15 protein-coding genes are annotated in these 23,121 nt (G+C 45.6%); 3 read left to right on the forward strand and 12 right to left on the reverse strand.

Translation table 11 applies throughout. The annotated features are described in order from the left end of the window. Positions 1-285: 285 nt before the first annotated feature. Both R7E42_RS15465 and R7E42_RS15470 read right to left on the reverse strand, forming a co-directional pair. Entirely contained in the window at positions 286-711 is a 426-nt protein-coding gene (locus R7E42_RS15465) for a hypothetical protein (RefSeq protein WP_017633621.1), read from the reverse strand. After that, on the reverse strand, positions 708-1,577 hold the full coding sequence (locus R7E42_RS15470) for a hypothetical protein (protein WP_017633622.1): 870 nt from the start codon (positions 1,575-1,577) through the stop codon (positions 708-710). The genes R7E42_RS15465 and R7E42_RS15470 overlap by 4 nt, the downstream gene beginning before the upstream one ends. Positions 1,578-1,881: 304 nt before the next feature. On the opposite strand from R7E42_RS15470, the gene R7E42_RS15475 reads away from it, so the two are divergent. Continuing rightward, on the forward strand, positions 1,882-2,661 hold the full coding sequence (locus R7E42_RS15475; RefSeq protein WP_138938959.1) for a TSUP family transporter: 780 nt from the start codon (positions 1,882-1,884) through the stop codon (positions 2,659-2,661). On the opposite strand, the gene R7E42_RS15480 is transcribed toward R7E42_RS15475, so the two are convergent. From R7E42_RS15480 to gltB (R7E42_RS15525), 10 genes are all read right to left on the reverse strand, one after another. Next, on the reverse strand, positions 2,603-3,457 hold the full coding sequence (locus R7E42_RS15480) for a LysR family transcriptional regulator (RefSeq protein WP_005387379.1): 855 nt from the start codon (positions 3,455-3,457) through the stop codon (positions 2,603-2,605). The genes R7E42_RS15475 and R7E42_RS15480 overlap by 59 nt on opposite strands. A 128-nt stretch (positions 3,458-3,585) precedes the next feature. Next, positions 3,586-4,206, reverse strand: coding sequence for a TRIC cation channel family protein (locus R7E42_RS15485; protein ID WP_182015950.1), 621 nt, complete (start codon positions 4,204-4,206; stop codon positions 3,586-3,588). 69 nt (positions 4,207-4,275) lie between these two features. Then, positions 4,276-5,097, reverse strand: a complete 822-nt coding sequence (btuF, locus tag R7E42_RS15490) for a vitamin B12 ABC transporter substrate-binding protein BtuF (protein WP_206959441.1) — start codon at positions 5,095-5,097, stop codon at positions 4,276-4,278. Next, a complete protein-coding gene (locus tag R7E42_RS15495) occupies positions 5,097-6,050 on the reverse strand; it encodes a cobalamin biosynthesis family protein (RefSeq protein WP_206959284.1) in 954 nt (317 codons plus the stop codon). Before R7E42_RS15495 ends, btuF begins: the two co-directional genes overlap by 1 nt. An 11-nt stretch (positions 6,051-6,061) precedes the next feature. Further along, positions 6,062-6,757, reverse strand: a complete 696-nt coding sequence (gene mtnN / locus R7E42_RS15500; RefSeq protein WP_005381837.1) for a 5'-methylthioadenosine/S-adenosylhomocysteine nucleosidase — start codon at positions 6,755-6,757, stop codon at positions 6,062-6,064. 63 nt (positions 6,758-6,820) lie between these two features. Beyond that, positions 6,821-7,249 (reverse strand): DUF1499 domain-containing protein, encoded by a 429-nt coding sequence (locus tag R7E42_RS15505; RefSeq protein ID WP_206959283.1) that lies wholly within the window; start codon positions 7,247-7,249, stop codon positions 6,821-6,823. A 91-nt stretch (positions 7,250-7,340) separates the two neighbouring features. Then, positions 7,341-8,753: an FAD-dependent oxidoreductase gene (locus R7E42_RS15510; RefSeq protein ID WP_005381833.1), complete on the reverse strand. Its 1,413-nt coding sequence runs from the start codon at positions 8,751-8,753 to the stop codon at positions 7,341-7,343. A gap of 20 nt (positions 8,754-8,773) precedes the next feature. After that, positions 8,774-13,237, reverse strand: a complete 4,464-nt coding sequence (gltB, locus tag R7E42_RS15515; protein WP_318072801.1) for a glutamate synthase large subunit — start codon at positions 13,235-13,237, stop codon at positions 8,774-8,776. 448 nt (positions 13,238-13,685) lie between these two features. Then, positions 13,686-15,155 (reverse strand): glutamate synthase subunit beta, encoded by a 1,470-nt coding sequence (locus R7E42_RS15520; protein WP_213871849.1) that lies wholly within the window; start codon positions 15,153-15,155, stop codon positions 13,686-13,688. Beyond that, on the reverse strand, positions 15,155-19,705 hold the full coding sequence (gene gltB, locus R7E42_RS15525; RefSeq protein ID WP_318072802.1) for a glutamate synthase large subunit: 4,551 nt from the start codon (positions 19,703-19,705) through the stop codon (positions 15,155-15,157). Before gltB (R7E42_RS15525) ends, R7E42_RS15520 begins: the two co-directional genes overlap by 1 nt. 551 nt (positions 19,706-20,256) lie before the next feature. On the opposite strand from gltB (R7E42_RS15525), the gene R7E42_RS15530 reads away from it, so the two are divergent. Then, entirely contained in the window at positions 20,257-21,216 is a 960-nt protein-coding gene (locus R7E42_RS15530) for a TIGR01212 family radical SAM protein (protein ID WP_017633631.1), read from the forward strand. Between the two features lie 35 nt (positions 21,217-21,251). Beyond that, the gene (locus R7E42_RS15535) at positions 21,252-22,997 is read left to right on the forward strand and encodes a GGDEF domain-containing protein (protein WP_213969655.1); all 1,746 of its coding nucleotides are present in this window, start codon (positions 21,252-21,254) and stop codon (positions 22,995-22,997) included. The last annotated feature ends 124 nt before the right edge of the window (positions 22,998-23,121 follow it).

The raw sequence follows: 23,121 nt of genomic DNA on the forward strand, positions 1-23,121 counted from the left end.
TGACAACCTCATTGCCCGCTCATTTGAGCGGGCTTTTTTATATCGAGGTTTTTCTAAAATGAAGAGCATTAAAGTGTGCTAGGAACGATTGGTATGCTTCGCTTTTGAAGATCATCAAGCTAATGATGGCAAGCGATGTACCCAAAGATGAAGAAATAGTACTACCACTTGCTGCAACAAAATTAATGCTGTAGGACTGAGGTATTAAGCCGACCATAACTCTTTAAGCAGATAGGTAATTAGAAAAAGTTAAAATAAGCAGTGTCGAGCTTAAAAACATACTAACTATGGAGTGCTTCGATAGGTTCTTTTTTCTAAGACTAAGTTATAAGTTGATTCTTCAGTATCAAGAGAGTATCCGTTACTTTTTGCAAAAACATCTGCTGCTAGTAGCGAGGGATAAAGAAGAAAAAAACTAGTTACCGATATAGTTAGGAATATCTTACTAGAGCTTTTAAACTCACTTTTAGTTAGGAAATTATTTGATTTTAATGTTTTTACGGACATTCTAGAGCATTCAAATAAGATCAAACTAGAGCCTATAATCAAAATATCAGCCTGATCAAAAGATGAATAACTTTCATTATTATAGATGTTAAGATAAAAGTCTGACAATCCATCAAAACCATATATTAACAGTGATATTGCTGATGCTAATAAAATTATTAAATAAAAAAACACTTGCGTTCGGTCGTAACTCCCTTTTTTCATCGTAACAAACCTCGCTGTATTTCTTGCGAGAAAATCATACTTTGAGTTTTACGTTGAATCTCATTATATTCTTCTTTTGCTCTTCTCTTTGCTTCTATATCTCTTTGCTTTAAGTAAATATCTATAGAGGCTATTAACTTCTGTGTTAAACCTCGTTTATCATTTTCTCTATTCAATAAAAGACCTACAGCCGAGCTTATCAAAATAGCCCCTAATAATGGGCCAGCACTTAAAGTTACAACACTGCCACCCACTGCTGCGGCAAAGTTTACAAATATAGCTGCTGCAGCTGACGATAACCCGATAGTGATTATATCACTAGCTAAAGTACCAAATAGTTTGGCTAAGGTTTGACGGTCATTGAGGAAAAAGTCAATCACTCTGTATGTGGATATTAAGATAATTGTTATTATGCCCCCACTTCTAATGGATTGTAATGCCCCTTCTGGTCCAACAGCGAACTTTGCCACAGTTGGAGTGGGAAGAAATTTTCCTAATCCAGAAAGCTTTGAGTGCATAGCAGGGGAGCCTGTGAGTATGATATGTGGAGCTCCAGAATAATTTTTAACGATAACAGAGCTATTATTTCCGTACAAATAGTTTGATAAGTTGGTTATAAAAACTAAGTCCTGTCCTGTAGCATAATAGTTTGCTGTATTTTCAAACATTCCCTTTATCTTTTCCCAACGTTCTAATTTCGCTTTATCTTTTACATTGTTCTTGACAACGATATCGAAGCTCTCGATAGATAAGATAATGGTTTCTTGATTTCGATGTTGATGATTTGATTTATAAAGTGGGTAGGTGCTTATACTACCACTATTTTTTGAGGATTGATGTCGTGATAAAGGGTAGTTGCTAGTCATGTATTTTCCTCAGATATCGGGCCTTGAGCGCTGACAATGTAAACTCTACATGCTGAACAGATCTTTCATATTCGTCTAGTTTTATATTTAAAGGTAAGCGTTTGATCTCATTATCAGGAATAGATTTGTGACAGTGATTCAATTCTTTCTGACAACTAAATTTTATATAAAAGTTTGGAGTCAAGTTTAAGCATTAATTCTATGAAAATTAGGAATAGATTGGTGTCTTGACTTTCCATTGGTAGTTTTGTGAATAAGTGCTACCGTTTCTTCCTCTTTGATACCTCTTCAAAAAGGAAGTGTAGTGGAAATCACGGTTGAAATTTTGTTGGTCTTATTTTTGGTTGCGACTGCCGCAGGCTTTATTGATGCGATGGCTGGTGGGGGAGGGCTCATTACGCTCCCTGCGCTTTTGGCTGCGGGGTTGAGTCCGACTCAAGCTCTAGCAACCAATAAGTTACAAAGTTCGTTTGGCAGTTTCTCTGCTAGCTGGTATTTCGTGCGTAACGGTATTGTCAGCTTAAAGGAAATGCGTTTTGCGATACTCTGCACTTTTATAGGTGCTGCAATCGGTGCCGAGGCTGTGCAGTTTATTGATGCTAGCGTACTCACCAGTTTGATCCCTGTTCTTTTGATAGCCATTTCCCTCTATTTTTTACTCGCGCCAAGTACGCGAAAAATCGATGGAGAACCAAAGTTATCTGAAGCGATGTTTGCGCTATGCATTGGTGGCGGGATCGGCTTCTATGATGGCTTTTTTGGCCCTGGGACTGGATCTATTTTTACTGTTTGTTTTGTTGCACTAGGTCACTTTTCTTTGGTCGAAGCCACAGCTAGAACCAAAATCCTCAATTTCACGTCAAACATAGCGGCACTACTCTTTTTTATCTTAGCTGGGTTGCCCGTGTGGAAGCTTGGCTTAACTATGGCTGTTGGCGGTTTTCTTGGTGCTCAGTTAGGGGCGAAGGTCGTGGTAAGTAAAGGGCAAAAATGGATTCGTCCTCTAGTTATAGTGATGTCGATGCTTATGGCAACGAAACTTCTTTGGCAACAACATCAGCAATGGATTCTGTCAGTGCTTTAACTCGCTCGCTACGATATGTGCTGTGACGTAAGCAGATATGTATTGGCCGAACTAACTGATCTAGCTCTTCAAAGTCATAGCAGAACTTAGGTGTGATATTAAGTGTCGTTAGGATAGATTTAGGGATTAAAGCGGGAGCCATACCTCCCAAAGCCAGTTGTGCTGCCGCAGTATACGAATCCATTTCCATCAAAGGTTCGATTCCGTGTTTGGATAAAATAGCTTGTTGATATGTGTTGGCAGGGTTAGTTAGGTCATTGGTCAAAATAGCTTTAGGTAGTTGTGAAAGTGAATGTCGACTGACAATTGAGAAAGGTTCATCGGCGAGGTGAAGGCTCATTAATCCATGATGAGGTGGTAGATAGCCAGCGCAAAATCCCAATGTAGCTTTGCCTGATTTCACATTCTCAATAATGCGTGGCGTATGATTGGTCGATATTCGTATGTACTGATCATGGGCAAAGTGTTCTGCCATGATCATGCTGAGGTATCCAGCGACTAAGGTTTCAGAGCAGTCTATCTTGATCAAAGAAGTATCTTCTATTTGTTGTTGATCATAGATCTGACCTCTTAACTCATTGAACGTTGGCTCGATCGTGTTGATGAGCGCAAGGCCATCGGAGGTCAGCTTTATGTGCCGACCATTTGGCTCTATTAATTTTTTTCCTAACTTCTTCTCTAGATTTGAAATACGTTTACTCACGGCAGATTGACTAATATAGAGTTGACTGCCCGTGCGGCTCATGGTTTTTTCTTTACTGAGGACAAGTAACGTTTCAATACCTTCAAGCAACATAATGATTAATGAAAGTTAGGAATGGTTGAGATAATTTAGCGAATTGCCCAAGAATTGGCGACTCAAATGAGCATAAATGAGAGGAGCCGACACTTGGTCGACTCCATGATGAGTGATGTTGTTGGTGTTTAACGGTTAATGGCGAAAGTTGGCAGGGATAGATGCCAACGAATCGCACCGAGACGTATAATGAGCGTTGAGGTTACACCAGCGAGTAAAGCCGTTGAGTGGTCATAACCCATGTTTACCGCCATCGTATGGAAGATGCCGCCAATAATACATGCCGTAGCATAGACTTCACTTCTTAATACCATAGGAACTTCGCGAGCCAGCACGTCTCGTATAATGCCACCGCCACAGCCAGTAATAACCCCCATTATCACCGCGACCATCCCAGATGCATTGTAGGCGAGTGCCTTTTCTACTCCTATTCCCACAAACACAGCGAGACCGATGGCATCACAAACGGGTAATACCCACCATGAGAGTCGCTTGGGTCTTCGAATAACAAGCATGGTTAGTAGACACGTAACAAATATCACCCATAAGTAAGTCGTATCTGTTATCCAAAATACGGGAGTGGCACCAAGCGCCATGTCTCGGATTGTTCCGCCACCTATAGCAGTCACACTGCCGAGCACGATAACGCCGAATGGATCCATTTTTAAACGGCCCGCCAGTAATACGCCAGAGATAGCGAAAACAGCGGTACCGAACAAATCGATCATATAAAGCAGCATGGAGTCCATGTTACTTAGTACCTTTAAATAGTGTGAGAAAAAATGGGCGGAAATTGTACGGTATTTGCCACGAAATCGTTAGCGTTTTTGACGAACGCTTTTAAAGTGCTCACACACTTCTTTGATCGCGTTCAATGTGCGTGGTGTCGGACGGTTAATCCAATCAGAGTTTAGGGACCAGATGTGTTTGTTTTTAAGGGCAAGAAGCTCATTACTCCACTCAGCCCACATACCATCGTTACTCATTGCGTGACGAGAAGTAAAAATAACCTCTGGCTGGCGAGTAATGACTTGCTCGATGCTAACTTGAGGATAAGGCGCGCTAGATGCGGCGAAAATGTTCTCACCACCGCAAAAAGTAAAGACTTCACTTGGCCAGTTCTTTCCAGCGACAGTGATGATAGGCTTTTCACTCAACTGATAAAAGTAACTAACTTTCTCGTTCGTGTTGTACTGTTCTTTTAGTGTACTCAGCTGCGTTCTAAAATCTTCAGCGGCCTTTTTTCCTACTTGTGGAGTTTCGCTGTATTGGCTGAGTTGCTCGATATTATTGGCGATATCTTCTAATGAACCTGTAGTGGAGTAATAGATAGGAATACCGAACTGTTTAATTTTCTCCAACTCTTTAGCGGGGTTTCCGGCTGGCCAAGCAATCACTAAGTCCGGTTGAATAGCAATAATGCGCTCTAATTTAATTCCTTGATAATTTGAGACTCTTTCTAGCTGCTTTGCCTGTTCTGGATAATCGCTCATTTCGCTGACAGCAACAAGCTGGTCTCCTAGCCCTGCTGCAAAGGCAATTTCGGTGGCATGTGGAGCTAAACTTATAATGCGTTGAGCGGGTTGAGCGAAGGTCGCTGTCGAAACAAACAGCGTTAATGCGAAGCATAATTTATTCATCATAATCCTTGATAAATTATTCCTAAAAGCAAACTTTGGATTGCGATCCAAGCCAGGACGCGCCAAACGAGCAGCGTATGTATTTGTGAAAGGTGAATCGCCGATGGCGCAATGCGCCCACCGATTTTTGCGCGCTCTGCACGCACACCTTGATAGATAGCAGGGCCGCATAAAGACAGTTGTAGTTTGTGTCCGATAGTACATAACACCCAGCCAGGTCCTGGTAAGGACCAAGATTTCGCTTGCTGTTGTATTCCAGAGAGCACATTACTTGTATTCTTTCCGGCAGCTAAAAGTATGGCAAAGAGACGAAGTGGAATAATATCCAGAGTAGCAACCAGTTGAATCACAGGTTTACCAAACGGCAAATATTGGCGTCGGCTAGGGGACCACACTCGCGCTAATTCTGTTGTGAGTCGATACATTAGCGCACCAATACCACCTGTTAGTGCGTACCAAAATAGTACGCCGATCACGTTGCGGCTGTATCCCATAATCAGGGTTTCTGAGCCAGCTTTACCTATGCCAACGATCGAGAGGTTACCAGTGTCGCGATTAAGATATGGTTGCAGTAATGCTCGACATTGGGCTTTGTCTTCCGAAGAGATACTTGTGACGAGCTGTTTCGTTAACGTTTCGCTGTTGCGCCAGTCTAGCGCAAGGATCAATAGAACCAGTTCATATAAAGGGATTTGCCAAACAAATGGCTTTACTGCAATCAGTAATATCAAGCAAGGAAATAGCATCAAGCCTAATGCAAGACTGCCTGAGATTACACTCTGTGAGTAATTGTGATTATTGTTCACTTTGTTGGCTAGCTGTTCTGCTAGCTTTCGCCATAAAGTGATAGGGTGCGCTGAATGGGGGATTGGCACTAGAAGGTGCAAGATCAGTGCACCCCACATAATGAGGAGCGCACCGTTGGCATAAAATGACTGAAAAACTTCTTCCATGAATGAGTCGTTTACTTAATGAGTTCCAGCATTTTGAATACCATTTCGGAAGAGCTTTTTGCTGCTAGAGGCAGGAACTCATCAAAGCTCATTGGTGATTCTTTATCAGCGACATCAGAGATTGCACGCACAACAACAAACGGAGTGTTGAATTGATGACAAGTTTGAGCGATAGCAGATGCTTCCATTTCTACAGCGATAACTGACGGGAAGTGTTTACGAATAAACTCTTGACGCTCAGCAGTACAAACAAACGCATCGCCAGTACAAATTAGGCCGCGAACCGCATGAGTGTTTTCCATTTGTGCTAGGGCTTTTTCGGCTAAGTCCATTAGCTTGTCATCCGCTTTGAATGCAGCTGGTTGACCGGCCATTTGGCCAATCTCATAACCAAAAGCGGTTACGTCTGCATCGTGATGACGAACTTCTGTAGAGATAACTACATCGCCAAGGTTTAAGCTTGAATCGAAACCGCCAGCAGACCCTGTGTTAATCACAACGTCTGGTTGGTATTCATCAAGAAGGATTGTCGTGCCCACTGCCGCTGCAACTTTACCGATGCCCGATTGTAGTACGACGACTTCAACATCGTTGATTTGACCAGAGAAAAACGTACAACCTGCTTTATTTACAGTTTTGCAGTTTGTAATTGCTTGCTTCAGGATGGTCACTTCTTGTTCCATCGCACCGATGATACCAACTTTCATAACACTCTCTTTAAGTAAATATTTTAGTTGGCCGAGAGTATAGCACTCCCCGTTGGCAGTTTTCTATTTGATGAGCTTTGCTTGAGTGAGCTTTTCTCGTAATTGATCGGCGCGCTTTCTGTTTACGCCAAAGTCAGAGTAGCCCACACGAGATTCTGAGCGCACAATCAGTTGGTCTCCTGCTATTTTTAGTTCGAGGTCATCCACGAAGCGCATGATTTTAGATGTGCACTCGATACGAAGGTAGTTGCTTTCTTTCACCGCGGTTTTCGCGCCTGGCAGTTCAAGCGCAACTTGCTCAATAGCGTCGATGTTCGCTGAATCAACTAAGATGAATGGCGTTAGGTTGTATTTTTCTCGCGAGTCTTGGGTGGAGGCGCAGTTTGGTTTGTCACCACAAGGTGATTGAGAACGATCCGTCATGGTTGTGACGCCTTGGCTACAAGCGGTTAAGCCGAGCAAAGTAATGGAAAGGAGAGCGGCTTTTTTCATTGTATTTACTCTTATAATTTTGCTTCTAATTATATGGATAAAAAAGAAAAAGGATCCAATAATAGGACCCTTTTTGTGAGGTTAACTGAGATTAAACTTCGAGGTAATCGAGAATGCCTTCTGCCGCTTTTCGTCCTTCATCAATTGCGGTTACGACAAGATCAGAACCTCGTACCGCATCGCCACCCGCGAAGATCTTTTCATTGCTGGTCTGGAACTGGAACTCTTGCTTCGCTGGGGCTTTGATACGACCCCATTGATCCAAATCGACATCAAACGGTGCTAACCAGTCCATTTTGTGCGGCTGGAAACCAAACGCCATGATAACAACGTCTGCTGGTAGAACGTGCTCGCTGCCTTCAACGGGCTCTGGACGTCGACGACCTGCTTCATCAGGTTCACCAAGTGCGGTTTTCACCACTTTGACCCCCGAGACTTTGCCTGACGCATCCACTTCCACTCCCAAAGGCTGAAGGTTGAACATGAACTTCACGCCTTCTTCCTTTGCGTTTTTTACCTCGCGACGAGAGCCTGGCATGTTGGCCTCATCACGACGATAAGCACAAACTACGTTGGAGGCACCTTGGCGAATTGAGGTACGAACGCAGTCCATTGCGGTATCACCACCACCCAGTACGACGACTTTCTTTCCTGCCATATCGATAAAGGGTTGGTTACTCTCAAGATCCATGACTTTGTAGGTGTTCGAAACTAAAAATGGCAGCGCGTCATACACACCCGGCGCATCTTCATTATCTAGACCTGCACGCATGTATTTATAGGTGCCAACGCCCAAGAAAACAGCATCGTATTCATCAAGCAGTTCTTGCATTTGCACATCTTTGCCTACTTCCATGTTCATGCGGAACTCGACGCCCATTTCAGTGAACACACGGCGGCGGTTTTCCATCACGCCTTTTTCAAGCTTGAAGGAAGGAATACCGAAGGTCAGAAGGCCTCCAATTTCAGGGTAGCGGTCAAACACGACTGGCTTAACGCCATTGCGCACTAGGATATCCGCGGCAGCCAAGCCTGCTGGGCCAGCTCCAATGATTGCAACCTTTTTGTCGGTCCATTCCACCTTGGACATATCTGGCTTCCAGCCCATTTCAAACGCTTTGTCGGTAATGTACTTTTCTATGTTGCCGATGGTGACGGCACCAAAGTCATCATTAAGCGTGCATGAACCTTCACATAGGCGGTCTTGAGGACAAACGCGCCCACATACTTCCGGTAGGCTATTGGTTTGATGCGATAGTTCAACCGCTTCAAGAATACGACCTTCATTGGCAAGTTTTAACCATTGAGGGATGTAGTTGTGGACTGGGCATTTCCATTCACAATATGGGTTGCCACAATCTAAGCAGCGATCCGCTTGTGCAGTCGCCTGTTGTTTAGTGAACGGTTCATAGATTTCAACGAACTCGATCTTACGAACTTTGATAGGCTTTTTCGCAGGATCTACACGCTGCACATCGATAAATTGATAAACGTTCTGGCTCATGATTCAAACATCCTCCATGATTACTGTGCTTGAACACGCAGCTCTGCGGCACTGCGGCTCTGGTGACCAAGTAGCGTGCGAAGATCTGCCGCTTGTGGTTTCACCAAATAGAACTTTGGAATCCATTCATCAAAGTTCGCCAAAATATTTTCTGCATGACTCGACCCTGTTTCTTCAAGGTGTTCCGCAATTAGGCCACGCAAATGTTCTTGGTGGATGTAAAGATCGGACAATGAGATGGCTTCGACAGACTCAGTATTAACTCGACCTTCAAAGCTTTGGTTCTCATCCAGAACATAGGCAAAGCCTCCAGTCATACCCGCGCCAAAGTTCACACCTGTCGCACCAAGAATGGCAACAATACCGCCAGTCATGTACTCACAAGCGTTATCGCCAGCACCTTCAATGACGGCTATCGTACCTGAGTTTCGTACGCCGAAACGCTCACCTGCTTTACCGGCTGCAAATAGTTTACCGCCGGTCGCGCCGTACAGGCAGGTGTTACCAATGATAGTTGCTTCATTGCATTTAAATGCGGTGCCAAGGTGAGGTTTGATAACCACTTTACCACCCGCCATGCCTTTGCCCACGTAGTCGTTCGCATCGCCCGTGAGGTAAAGCTCTACACCACCTGCGTTCCAAACACCAAAGGACTGACCTGCGGTGCCGTCAAGATAGATTTTGATAGGGGAAGCCGCCAATCCTTGGTTGCCATAGCGTTTTGCTATTTCGCCAGATAAGCGTGCACCAACAGAACGATCAGTGTTGATGACATTGTAGAAGAAACTTGCCGATTGACCGTTTTCGACCGCATGCATGGCATCATCAATGATCTTTTGGTTGAGCTCAGCTTTATCAAACGGTTTGTTTGGCTCTGTCCAAAATAGCGGATGACCCTCAGGTGATACTGGAGCTTCTAGAATATTGGATAGATCCAGCTTGGTCTGTTTCGCTGTAAATCCCTCTACCGCCTCAAGTAAATCGGTACGACCAATCAAGTCCGTCAGCTTTTCAACGCCAAGTTCGGCGAGTAATCCGCGCACTTCGTCTGCCAAGCCGATGAAGTAATTCATCACCATTTCTGGTAGACCTTTGAAGTATTCTTTACGCAGTGTCTCGTCTTGAGTCGCAACCCCAGTTGCACAGTTGTTGAGGTGACAAATTCGTAGGAACTTACAACCCATAGCGACCATCGGCGCAGTACCAAAACCGAAGCTTTCTGCACCTAAAATTGCGGCTTTAACTACGTCTAAACCAGTCTTTAGACCACCGTCTACCTGTAAGCGGATCTTATGACGCAGACCATTAGCAACCAGAGCTTGTTGTGTCTCTGCCAACCCCAACTCCCAAGGGCTACCAGCGTATTTTACCGAAGTTAATGGGCTTGCTGCGGTACCACCGTCGTAACCCGAAATGGTAATAAGATCAGCGTAAGCCTTGGCTACGCCCGTTGCGATGGTGCCGACACCTGGCTCGGAGACGAGTTTTACCGAAACCAGCGCATTTGGGTTGACTTGTTTAAGGTCGAAGATCAGCTGGGCCAAATCTTCAATCGAATAGATATCGTGGTGCGGAGGAGGGGAGATCAGAGTCACGCCTTGTACCGAATAACGCAGTTTTGCGATTTCTGCGGTGACTTTGTGTCCTGGTAGCTGTCCACCTTCACCCGGTTTCGCACCTTGTGCCACCTTGATTTGCAGTACATCCGCATTAGTCAGGTAATGAGGCGTTACACCAAATCGGCCAGAAGCAATCTGTTTGATACGTGAGTTACGCTCAGTACCGAAGCGGCGAGGATCTTCACCGCCTTCACCCGAGTTAGAGTAACCACCAAGACGGTTCATCGCCGTTGCAAGTGCTTCATGCGCTTCTGGGCTAAGTGCGCCAATGGACATTGCCGCAGAGTCAAAGCGTTTGAACAGTTCAGTGCGTGGTTCTATTTGCTCAAGTGGCAGCGGTGAGTCTGATTTTTTCAGCGACATTAAGTCACGCAGCATGGCAACAGGGCGTTGATTTACCTGCTTAGCAAAGCTCTGATAGTCGTTACTTTCGCCAGATTTAACGGCCTGTTGCAGCGTGCCGACAACATCCGGGTTGTACGCATGATACTCACCTCCATGGACGTACTTTAACAAGCCGCCATGATCAATCGATTTGCGTTTCGCCCATGCTTTACGAGATAAGTTTGTAAGATCTTGCTGGAAGTCGTCAAAATTCGCGCCTTCAATTCGAGTTGTGACGCCTTTAAAACACAGATCGACCACATCTTGGCTCAAGCCAACTGCTTCAAACAGTTGTGAGCAGCGGTAAGAGGCGATGGTTGAGATCCCCATTTTCGACATGATCTTGTACAGGCCTTTGTTGATGCCGTATTGGTAGTTTTGCATCACATCGCGGTAGTCTTTCTCTAGTGCTTTATCATCAATCAGTTTACCTAAAGCTTCATAAGCAAGGTATGGGTAAACCGCAGTAGCACCAAAGCCAAGCAAGACAGCAAATTGGTGTGGGTCACGAGCTGTTGCGGTCTCAACAACAATGTTGGCATCACAACGTAAGTTGGCATCGATCAAGCGAGTTTGAACCGCACCGACCGCCATTGCTGCAGGAATTGGCAGCTTGCCTTTGACTAAAGTGCGATCTGAAAGCACGACTAGAACCGTGCCTTCACGCACCACTTGTTCTGCTTGCTCACACAGATCATCAATGGCTTGTTTAAGATCTTTTTGTTGTGGGTCGTAGTTGATATCGAGAATGGTATTACGGTAATGATCGTCACTCAGCTCTAGTAGTTGCTGCATGTCTGAATAGAGCAGTACTGGAGAATCAAAGGTTACACGATGCGCGTGGCCATCGGTTTCACAGAAGACGTTCATCTCCTGGCCGATGCTGGTCGCTAGCGACATGACGTGTTTCTCACGCAGCGGATCGATTGGTGGGTTGGTGACCTGCGCGAACTTCTGACGGAAGTAATCAGTCACCAAGCGCTCTTTCGAAGAAAGAACCGCCATCGGGGTGTCATCACCCATCGAACCGACGGCTTCTTGCCCCATATCACCGAGGACACGCAATACTTGATCGACTTCTTCATTGCTCATGGCAAACTGCTTTTGATAAGTCTTAAGCAAGTCTTCATCAAAGCTGCGCTCACCTACTTGATCTTCAGGTAGCTGAGAGAACGGTGTTAGTTTGCGAACGTTGTTCTCCATCCATTCGCGATAAGGGTGACGAGATTTCAGGTCATTATCGATCTCGCTAGACTGCCAAAGCTTACCTTTACGAGTGTCGATGACGAGCAATTCCCCCGGACCTACACGACCTTTTTTGGCAACTTCATCTGGGGCGTAATTCCAAATCCCTACCTCAGATGCCAGAGTGATCAGCTTGTCTTTGGTAATTACATAACGCGCAGGACGTAGACCGTTTCGGTCTAGGTTACAAGCAGCATAACGACCATCGGACAGTACGATACCTGCTGGGCCATCCCATGGTTCCATGTGTTTGGAGTTGAAATCGTAAAACGCACGCAAATCCGGATCCATATCCGGGTGGTTTTGCCATGCTGGCGGTACGAGCATACGCATGGCACGGAAGATATCCATGCCGCCAGCTAAAAAGAGATCTAGCATATTATCTAAGCTAGACGAGTCTGAGCCTGTCTCGTTCACAAACGGTGCTGCAGTTTGTAGGTCAGGCAGCAGTGGTGACGAGAACTTGTAAGCACGAGCGCGTGCCCATTGTCGGTTACCTTCAATGGTATTGATCTCACCATTATGAGCAAGGTAGCGGAACGGTTGAGCTAATGGCCAACGCGGTTGAGTGTTGGTAGAAAAACGCTGGTGGAACAGACAGATAGCAGATTCCATACGTAGATCGGCAAGATCAAGATAAAAGCGCGGTAAGTCCGCAGGCATGCATAGGCCTTTGTACACCAAAACTTGAGTCGATAAGCTACAGATGTAGAAATCCGGATCTTCGGTGATTTGTTTCTCGATGCGACGGCGTGCGATGTAGAGACGACGTTCAATGTCGCGTTCGCGCCAACCTGCCGGTGCAGAGACAAAGACTTGCTGAATATTTGGAAGCGAGTTGGCCGCAATTGGACCGAGTACTTCTGAATTAGTTGGTACTTCACGCCAACCAGCCACAGTTAGCGTCTCTTGCGCCAGTTCTTTGTTGACGATGTCTTTAGCGAGTTGAGCTTTGACTGGATCTTGGTTGAAGAAAATCATCCCTACGGCGTATTGCTTGCCAAGGTTGAAACCATTTTCTTCGGCAATAAGACGTAAATAGGAATCGGGCTTTTGTAATAGAAGACCACAACCATCACCAGTTTTACCATCGGCGGCGATACCACCACGGTGAGTCATGCGGTCAAGTGCAGAAATTGCTGTACGTACCAGCTTGTGGCTTTGTTCGCCTTCCATATGCGCGATCAAGCCAAATCCACAGTTGTCTTTCTCAAGACTTGGATCATAAAGAGCCATTGCAATTCTCCCTTTGCTTATCCGTCATCCCGACAGATATATCAACACTGCTTACGTTGATATCGATGACTAACTATGCGTCATCTTTATAGCTTTGTGTATAATTATTCAGTAAAAGTTGTGAAATATTTAACATTTTTTGAGTGTTTTATTTTCATCAACTTCACAAGCTATAGCTTATTGTAAAAAAGGTCAAGTTATTAGTGGATCATCACGTGAATATACGATTTACCATTTAATAAGCTAAAATAGTTTAATAATTTCAAATAGATAGAAAATTGATTGTTACAAAAAAGTAACATTTGATTCTGTGGGAGATAAAAAAGACCAGCATAAAATGCTGGTCAAAATAGAAAGATTGGAAGGAATTGTTTTCTTTCTTCACCGATAGCCATCGATATTGCTGATGGCTATTAGGCAATTGAAAGAGAGAAGCATGACTGCTTCGTTAAGCAGAAAGCATCAGTGAATCTGCTTTTGCTTCTAGGTTTGTGCTACCCATTAGATAATCATCGATAGCACGGGCACATTCGCGGCCTTCATTGATACAACGAACCACCAAAGATTGGCCTGTTCGCATATCACCAGCAGCAAATACGCCTTCTTGGTTAGTAGCAAAATCTTGAGTTGCTACGTTACCGCGATCGTCTAGTGCGATATCCAGTTGAGCAAGTACGCCTGTTGGTTCAGGGTGTAGGAAGCCCATCGCTAGAAATGCCATATCACATGGAATCACACGCTCGCTGCCTTCTACTTCTTTGAAGCTTGGGCGCTCGCCTGGTTTTGCATCTTGCCAAACGATATCAGCAAGACGAAGGCCTGTGACTTCACCTTTGTCATTGCCGATGAACTCTTTGGTCAGGATGTTCCAGTGACGATCGACACCTTCTTCATGAGAGGTCGAAGTACGTAGGATCATTGGGTATTGAGGCCAAGGCATATTGGCTGGGCGCTTCTCTGGTGGAATCGGCATGATTTCCACTTGAGTTACGCTTGCTGCGCCGTGACGGTTTGATGTTCCCACACAGTCTGAACCCGTATCACCACCACCGATAACCACAACATGTTTACCCGCAGCGTGAATTTCTTCCGTTTTCAGGTCCATGTTATTGGCGCGACGGTTGTTTTGACCTAGGAATTCCATTGCGAAGTGAACGCCTTTTAGTTCACGACCCGGAACGGGCAAATCACGTGGAACCGTTGAGCCACCGGTTAGTAGAACCACATCGAACTCTTGACGCAATTGCTGAGCATTTACATCAACACCGACGTGTTGGTTTACTTTAAACTCAATGCCAGCTTCTGCCATTAGATTGATCTTGCGATCAATGACTTCCATGCTCAGTTTAAAGTCTGGGATACCAAAACGCAGCAGACCGCCCACTTTCTCGTCTCGCTCGAATACCGTCACAGTATGGCCTGCACTGTTTAGCTGCTCTGCTGCCGCAAGGCCAGCAGGACCTGAACCGATGATCGCAACGGTTTTGCCTGTGCGAGAACGTGGTGTTTTTGGTTTGGCGTACCCTTCACGATACGCCGTTTCTACGATGGTTTTCTCGATGTTACAGATAGTGATTGGGTCTTGGTTGATGCCAAGTACACAAGCACTTTCACACGGAGCAGGGCAAACACGACCAGTGAACTCTGGGAAGTTATTGGTTGAGCTTAGAATGTTCCAAGCTTCTTCCCAGCTATCACGATAAACCGCATCGTTAAACTCTGGGACGATGTTACCGATAGGGCAGCCGTTATGACAAAACGGCACACCACAATCCATACAACGAGAAGCCTGAGTATTGATCTTGTCACCAAACTCCTCGTTTAGAACGAACTCTTTGTTGTTCTTGATGCGTTCAGCTGGGTCGATTTTCTGTGGTAGTTCACGACCATGCTCTAAAAATCCAGTAGGCTTACCCATTATACGGCCTCCACTTGAGTTTCGTTTCCTTGAGACTGTGCTTCAGCTTTACGCTTTTGAAGAACCGCTTTGTAGTCACGCGGCATTACCTTAACCATAGAGGCTAGGCTTGCTTCAAAGTTGTCTAGGAAAGACTGAGCGACTTCACTTCCTGTGAATTGAACATGCTTAGTTAGCATGTCGAGTAATAGATCTCTGTCTTCTTGCTCGATTGGATCTAGGTCTACTAATTCTGGGTTCAGTTTTGACTCAAAGTCACCTGATTTATCCCATACGTAAGCCACGCCGCCACTCATACCTGCGGCAAAGTTACGACCTGTTGAACCAAGGATAATTGCTGCACCGCCAGTCATGTATTCACAACCGTGGTCACCGACGCCTTCTACTACTACTTTCGCGCCTGAGTTACGAACACAGAAACGTTCACCAGCCATACCGCGAATGAAAGACTCACCCGAAGTTGCACCGTAGAAACACACGTTACCAACCACGATGTTGTCTTCCGCGACAATACTTGATTTTGCATCTGGGTAAAGTACTAAGGTACCGCCAGATAAGCCTTTACCCCAGTAGTCGTTCGCGTCGCCTTCTACTTCGAACTTCACGCCCTTAGCGAGGAATGCGCCGAATGACTGACCCGCAGAACCTTTGAACTTCACGTTCATTGGCTGAGGTAGACCGGCATCTTTGTACACTTTCGAGATTTCGTTCGACAACATGGTACCTGCAGAGCGGTCCGTGTTAACGATAGGGAACTCGGCATTCACCGCTTCGCCTTTCTCGAGTGCAGGAATCGCTGCTTGAATCAGCTTACGGTCTAGCACTTCTTCTAAGTTGTGGTTCTGCTGAGCTTGGTTGAATACACTATCAGCTTCACGTGGTTGCTCAACGTGAAGAACAGGAGACAGATCTAGGTTCTTGTATTTCCAGTGAGAAACGTCTTGGCGAATCTTCAGTTTCTGACCTTGACCGACCATCTCATCGATAGTGCGGAAGCCAAGTTCAGCCATGATTTCACGTAGACCTTGTGCCATGTATTGGAAGAAGGTTACGACGTCTTCTACGCGGCCATCAAAGCGCTCGCGAAGTGTCTTGTTTTGAGTCGCGATGCCGACAGGACAGGTGTTCTTATGGCACTTACGCATCATGATACAACCTTCAACCACCAATGCTGCGGTTGCCACGCCCCATTCTTCTGCACCAAGTAGTGTTGCCACTGCAAGGTCACGAGGTGTCTTCATCTGACCATCCGCTTGAACCACGATACGGTTACGCAGACCGTTCTTCAGTAGCGTTTGGTGCGTTTCTGCCAAACCAAGTTCCCAAGGAAGACCAGTATGACGGATTGAAGACATTGGGGATGCACCAGTACCACCGTCAAAACCTGCGATAAGTACAACGTCCGCTTTCGCTTTCGCTACACCAGAAGCGATCGTACCTACGCCAGCTTCCGATACCAGCTTCACGTTTACACGACCCGCGCGGTTCGCATTCTTCAAGTCGTAGATCAGCTGAGCCAAATCTTCGATTGAGTAGATATCGTGGTGTGGCGGTGGCGAGATAAGGCCAACGCCCGGAGTAGAGTGACGTGTTGCACCGATCCAGTCATCTACTTTATCGCCTGGTAGCTGACCACCTTCACCTGGCTTCGCACCTTGAGCCATTTTGATTTGCAGCTCATCAGCGTTAGTTAGGTAGTAAGAGGTTACGCCGAAACGACCAGAAGCCACCTGCTTGATTGCAGAGCGTTCCCAATCGCCGTTCTCTTTGCGCTCGAAACGCATTGGGTCTTCACCACCTTCACCAGAGTTCGATTTCGCGCCAAGACGGTTCATCGCAACAGCTAGTGTGGAGTGTGCTTCGTAAGAAATAGAACCGAATGACATAGCACCCGTCGCGAAGCGTTTCACGATGCTTTCAATTGGCTCGACTTCGTCGATAGAGATAGAACCGGCTGGGTTCTTAATGAACTCAAGTTGGCTACGCAGGGTTACCGCGTTGTCGCCTTGCTTATCTACTGCTGTTGCGTACTGCTTGAACTGATCGTAGTTCTTGTTGCGCGTAGACTCTTGCAGTAGAGAAATGGTTTCTGGGTTGAATAGGTGCTTCTCACCACGCTGTTTCCATTGGTAAACACCACCAACATCCAGCATTTGAATTGGGATTTCGCGTTGTGGGTAACCGATGCGGTGACGAATAAGTACTTCTTTAGCGATATCATCAAGGGTTAGACCTTGGATACGAGAAACTGTACCTGTGAAGTATTTGTCGACCACTGATTTGTGGATGCCCAACGCTTCGAAGATTTGTGCACCGTGGTACGACTGTAGCGTTGAGATACCCATCTTCGAGAAGATCTTCAGAAGACCGCCATTGATCGCTTTACGGTAGTTGTTGAACAGATCGCGAGGGTTCGCTTCTGGATCCAACTTCTTGGTACGTTGAAGTTCAATGATGGTTTCAATCACTAGGTAAGGGTTAACCGCATTCGCACCGTAACCAAGTAGTGTTGCAAAGTGGTGCGTTTCACGCGCGTCACCGGTTTCAACTACGATGTCACACTTCGCGCGTAGACCTTTACGGATCAAGTGGTGGTGCACTGCGCCAACTGCCAGCATTGCTGGGATCGCTGCGTGGTTTGAGTTCACTGCACGGTCAGTTAGTAGGATGATTGAGTAACCATCGATAACCGCGTCTTCTGCGTATTGGCAGATACGTTTTAGTGCACGCTCAAGCTTGCCTTGATCTTCATTAGCTTGGAATACGATATCCAACGTCTTCGCTTGTAGGTGCTCGTTATCGATCGCACGCAGCTTTTCAAGCTCAGAGTTCGCCAGAACAGGCGATTCCAATTCTACTTTCTGACAGTGAAGTGGTGTTTCAGTCAGAAGGTTTTGGTCTTTACCCAAGTAAGTGTTCAGCGACATAACCATACGCTCACGGATCGGGTCGATCGGTGGGTTAGTTACCTGTGCAAACAGCTGCTTGAAGTAGTTTGAAAGATGTTGAGATTGATGAGATAGAACCGCAAGAGGCCAGTCGGCACCCATTGCTGATAATGGCTCTTTTGCGTCATTCGCCATTGGAACGATAATTTCGTTCACTTCTTCAGTGCTCACACCGAAAGCTTGCTGACGATGCAGCAAACGCTCAGGAGAAGGTTGGCTGAACTGGTTGCTCGCATCTGGCAGCTTCTTCAAGCTCAGTAGGTTTTCTTCTACCCACTTCTCGTAAGGCTGCGCTGTTGCGATGGTGTCTTTCACTTCTTCATCAGAGATGATGCGACCTTGCTCTAGGTCTGCAACGAAGATACGACCTGGCTGTAGACGACCACGGAACTCTACGTTTTCTGGTTCAATATCCACAACACCAGATTCAGATGCCATCACTAGGAAGTTATCTTTGGTCACTGTGTAGCGAGAAGGGCGCAAACCGTTACGGTCTAGTGTCGCACCAACTTGAACACCATCAGTAAAACATACTGAAGCAGGACCATCCCATGGTTCCATGATGTTCGCGTGGTACTGATAGAACGCGCGACGTTTAGGATCCATGTTTTTGTTTTCTTGCCATGCTTCCGGGATCATCATCATCAATGCGTGTGGCAGGCTGCGACCAGAAAGAACTAGGAGCTCAAGTGCCATATCGAAGTTAGATGAATCCGAGCTGCCTTCCTGACAGATTGGAAGAAGCATCTCGATTTCAGCCTGAGTAAACAGATCTGATTCTAGGATTGCTTCACGGGCTTTCATCCAGTTCAAGTTACCGCGAACTGTATTGATTTCACCGTTGTGGGCAATGTAACGGAAAGGCTGTGCAAGACGCCATTTCGGGAAGGTGTTGGTAGAGAAACGAGAGTGTACCAGTGCCAGTGCAGTCACCATGGTCGGGTTTTGTAGATCGAGGAAGTACTGAGGTACTTGCTCGGTCGTTAACTGACCTTTGTACACCAATGTCTTGTAAGACATGGAGTTAATGTAGAAGTCGTCACCAATGTTCGAAACGCTTTCTAGGCAAACACGTACAGTGTAGTTACGAAGCACGTACAGTTTGCGTTCTAGCTCTTCAGGTGTGATGCCAGGACCACCAGAGATAAACACATGTTCAAACTGAGGCTCTGTGCTTAGTGGGTCTGCACCGATCATTGAGTTATCGGTTGGCAATACGCGGTAGCCGATAACTTCAAGGTCTAGACGTTGTGCGTTACGTTCTAGAATGTCACGGCATTGCTCGCGTTTGTATTCGTCTTTCGGGAAAAGAACGACACCAACACCATACTTTTCAAACGAAGGCAGTTTAATGCCTAGCTTAACGGCTTCTTCTAATAGGAATTCATGAGGTTTTTGTAGCAAGATACCCGCACCGTCACCGCTGCATGGGTCACAACCTTGACCACCACGGTGTTCCATGCGAGCCAGCATATCCAATGCTTGAGTCACTACTTCATGAGATTTACGGTTTTTAAGGTGAGCAACAAAACCGATACCACAAGCGTCATGCTCCAGTTCCGGAGTGTACAGACCCTGTGGATTTTGCTCTCTATCTACCATAGATACATCCTTCCAGTTCAATGTCGACGCAAAAGTACCGGGCAGCAAATACTACCTAGACTATTGATTACGTCTTGTCCTTTATATTTATTATCGCCACCGATCTAGGTTGACCGGTCTTGATTCCTTTCCGTATCTCGCAGGAAAAGTTTTGCGAGAAAAACAATCCTTGGTGGTATCCCTTTATTTATTATCACTATCTAGTGATTTATATAGGTAGGAGTGGGATAACACCGACAAATCCCGCAGTGTGCTTTGTAATAAAAGTCACAAAAATAACGGGGTTGTGTAAGTATCCTACTATTTTGTCACTTCAGAATGCAATGAAAAAGTCGGCGTTGTGACCCAATTTTTTCGTTTAATTATGCATTTTTAGTTTAACATTTACGCAACATGAACGATTTTTGTCTTTAATTATGCAAGTTTATTGATTTTGACCCGCATGATGGGTGTTTGAATTGATTAATATTGTGTGTTTTTTCTTGCAGGGATGTAATTTATTTACACAGATCGTAGTGAGATTGATTACGATTTATTGTTGGTGAGAATTTATGCAGTTACATGAGTTGGTCAATACAATCGGCCAAGATCTTCAGCGTCGATACGGTGAAAAGGTTCATAAGTTAACATTACACGGTGGATTTAGTTGCCCTAACCGCGATGGCACGATTGGGCGGGGAGGATGTACGTTTTGCAATGTGGCTTCGTTTGCAGATGAAGAAGTCCAGATAAAAAGCATTCACGAACAGTTAAAAGATCGCGCAGGTGAAATTCACAGAGCGAAGAAGTATCTCGCTTATTTTCAGGCCTACACCAGTACCTATGCAGAAGTACAAGTTCTCAAAAACATGTATGAGGAAGCACTAAAGGCTGCAGACATGGTTGGTCTTTGTGTGGGGACGCGTCCTGATTGCGTCCCTGATGCGGTATTGGATTTACTGTCGGGCTATGTACAGCAAGGTTATGAAATTTGGCTAGAACTAGGTCTTCAAACCGCCAACAATGACACCCTAAAACGTATCAATCGTGGTCATGACTTTGAGTGTTATGCCGAAATCACTAAGCGTGCGCGAACACTCGGAATCAAGGTTTGTACTCACTTAATTGTGGGTTTACCCAAAGAAACCCGCGCCGAAAATATTGAAACGCTGCAAAAAGTGTTGGCCGTGGGAACGGATGGCATCAAGTTACATGGCTTGCATATTGTCGAAGGTAGCACCATGGCGAAAGCTTGGCGTGCTGGAAAGCTAGAAGCCCCTGAATTAGAAGAATATGTTGCGATCGCCAGTGAAATGATTCGTATGACACCACCAGATGTGATTTATCATCGCGTTTCATCAGCAGCCAGGAGGCCCACGTTATTATCGCCTCTGTGGTGTGAAAACCGTTGGCTAGCGATGACGGAAATTGGTCGAGATCTCAGTGCTCATGGTGCTCAAGGGAGTCTTACGGGGAATACCTTTATCTATACTAAACCGGAATTAATAGCAGATCGCTCAATAAATAACTGATATATTTTAACCAGTGTTCTTTGAAGGTTTAAACGATGGATCAGTTACTCAATTGGCTTTGGGGTGGTCAAGGCGGTTATGGCTATGTCGTCTTGTTGTTAATCGCAGGCGTGTGCGCGTTAGCACTGATCTATTTGCACTTTCAGACGTCACTTAAGCAACTAGTAACGGATTCTCCCTATCCAGTCATAGTGGTGGACACTAGCCATGCTCAGCTCTTGCTATCTAACCGGGCTGCGATGCAGTTATTAGGCATTCGCTCTTTGGGAACGGGGTATTTGTATCCTGCTTTATTCGATATTCATGAGCTTGAGCAGTTTCTCGATCGCTTCTCTAGTCGTCATTTTCGTCAGCAGGCTTTTGACTGGCGACTATCTGATAGTGAATCTATTAAAGTGGAGCTGTCAGGCAGAAAGAGTTTATTGCGCAATCATCGAGTTTGGATTCTTTATGCTCAGCCATATCAAGCCACTCACCAAGAGCAGCAACAAGAACTTGCCCAATTAATCATCGCACGTTCGGCATTAGACTCACTTTCAGAGCTGATTTGTACCCAAGACCGCCAAGGCAATCTATTAACGACCAATCGAGCATTTGATCAATTCTGGCAAGGGCGAAGGGAAGAAGCTTGCGCATCCAAGGCCTTGGGTGAGATGACCAGAAAAAGCGAACGTAAATGGACAACGGATCCACAAGGTCGAAGTTGCTTATTGGAAGTCAATCAAAACTCTCTTGTTTCGCCGAGTGGTGAGCTTATCGGTACGCTGTCTATTAGTCATGACGTGACTGAATGGCACAAGATGCAACAGAATCTGCGAGATGAAATGGAGCGTCGCAAAGATACAGAGGTGGCGCTAGCGCAAAGAGATACTATCTTACAAACGATTCTGGATGCCAGTCCGGACTCTATTGGTATTTTCAATGAGAACATGGTCTATCAAGCGTGTAATCAGCCTTTTGTTAAGGCGTTAGGCATTTCAAAAATTTCTGATTTGATAGGTAAGCGCCTCCAAGACGTGATTCCTAAAGAGATGTACGCGCGCTTAGCAGATAGTGACTTAGAAGCATTACGCCAGTTAGAGCCAGTTCGATACATAGATAAAGTCGTGAGTAGTGATGGTAAAAGTACGTGGTTTGATGTGGTGAAATCGCCTTTTAAAGATAAAGCATCAGGAACGAATGGTGTGCTGATCATGGCGCGTGATATTTCTGAGCGTTATCTTGCAGAACAAAAGTTGGAAAAAGCCAACCTAGAGTTAGAAAAATTGAGCTTTATGGATAGCTTAACTCAAGTATCGAACCGACGCCGTTTCGACGAACAACTGCAGGTATTGTGGTACCACCACGCTCGAGAAAAGCTGCCGCTCACCATCATGTTATGTGACATCGACTTTTTCAAAGATTACAACGACTGTTACGGTCACCAACAAGGTGATGAAGCGTTAGTCAGTGTCGCTACCGTGTTTACACAAGTCATCAATCGTTCTTCGGATTGTGTTGCGCGTTATGGTGGCGAGGAGTTTGGTTTTATCTTGCCAAATACCACCACGGAAGGTGCGCGCAACGTAGCACAGCGTATTCATGAGAAAATTCTACAGCTTGATATGGAACACGACAGTTCAGAAGCATCTGAACGCCTTACCGTCAGTATCGGTCTGGTCTCTTACATTCCTCAGCATGGTGATGAACCCGAAATGGGCATCGCTATGGCTGACAGTGCGTTATACCAAGCTAAAGCTGATGGACGTAATCGCACCTGTATTCACCCCAGTTCTTGCTAACGCTTTGTGACCGCTTGCTCTAAGTTGATAGCTGATTGTTTAAATCACCGTATTAAACACGTTAAACTTACAGAAGCCTGTGCGCTCGTTGGTTTATCTTTCTATCTCGTGTCACAAGCGCAGA

This window comes from Vibrio sp. Vb1337, from assembly GCF_033338715.1.
In the GTDB taxonomy this organism is placed as follows: Bacteria; Pseudomonadota; Gammaproteobacteria; order Enterobacterales; family Vibrionaceae; genus Vibrio; species Vibrio alginolyticus.

Bases quoted from the DNA above. Each gene is read 5' to 3' on its own strand.
- R7E42_RS15465 (WP_017633621.1), bottom strand. From the start codon at position 711: ATGAAAAAAGGGAGTTACGACCGAACGCAAGTGTTTTTTTATTTAATA.
- R7E42_RS15470 (WP_017633622.1), bottom strand. From the start codon at position 1,577: ATGACTAGCAACTACCCTTTATCACGACATCAATCCTCAAAAAATAGT.
- R7E42_RS15480 (WP_005387379.1), bottom strand. From the start codon at position 3,457: ATGTTGCTTGAAGGTATTGAAACGTTACTTGTCCTCAGTAAAGAAAAA.
- R7E42_RS15485 (WP_182015950.1), bottom strand. From the start codon at position 4,206: ATGGACTCCATGCTGCTTTATATGATCGATTTGTTCGGTACCGCTGTT.
- btuF (WP_206959441.1), bottom strand. From the start codon at position 5,097: ATGAATAAATTATGCTTCGCATTAACGCTGTTTGTTTCGACAGCGACC.
- R7E42_RS15495 (WP_206959284.1), bottom strand. From the start codon at position 6,050: ATGGAAGAAGTTTTTCAGTCATTTTATGCCAACGGTGCGCTCCTCATT.
- mtnN (WP_005381837.1), bottom strand. From the start codon at position 6,757: ATGAAAGTTGGTATCATCGGTGCGATGGAACAAGAAGTGACCATCCTG.
- R7E42_RS15505 (WP_206959283.1), bottom strand. From the start codon at position 7,249: ATGAAAAAAGCCGCTCTCCTTTCCATTACTTTGCTCGGCTTAACCGCT.
- R7E42_RS15510 (WP_005381833.1), bottom strand. From the start codon at position 8,753: ATGAGCCAGAACGTTTATCAATTTATCGATGTGCAGCGTGTAGATCCT.
- gltB (WP_318072801.1), bottom strand. From the start codon at position 13,237: ATGGCTCTTTATGATCCAAGTCTTGAGAAAGACAACTGTGGATTTGGC.
- R7E42_RS15520 (WP_213871849.1), bottom strand. From the start codon at position 15,155: ATGGGTAAGCCTACTGGATTTTTAGAGCATGGTCGTGAACTACCACAG.
- gltB (WP_318072802.1), bottom strand. From the start codon at position 19,705: ATGGTAGATAGAGAGCAAAATCCACAGGGTCTGTACACTCCGGAACTG.
- R7E42_RS15530 (WP_017633631.1), top strand. From the start codon at position 20,257: ATGCAGTTACATGAGTTGGTCAATACAATCGGCCAAGATCTTCAGCGT.
- R7E42_RS15535 (WP_213969655.1), top strand. From the start codon at position 21,252: ATGGATCAGTTACTCAATTGGCTTTGGGGTGGTCAAGGCGGTTATGGC.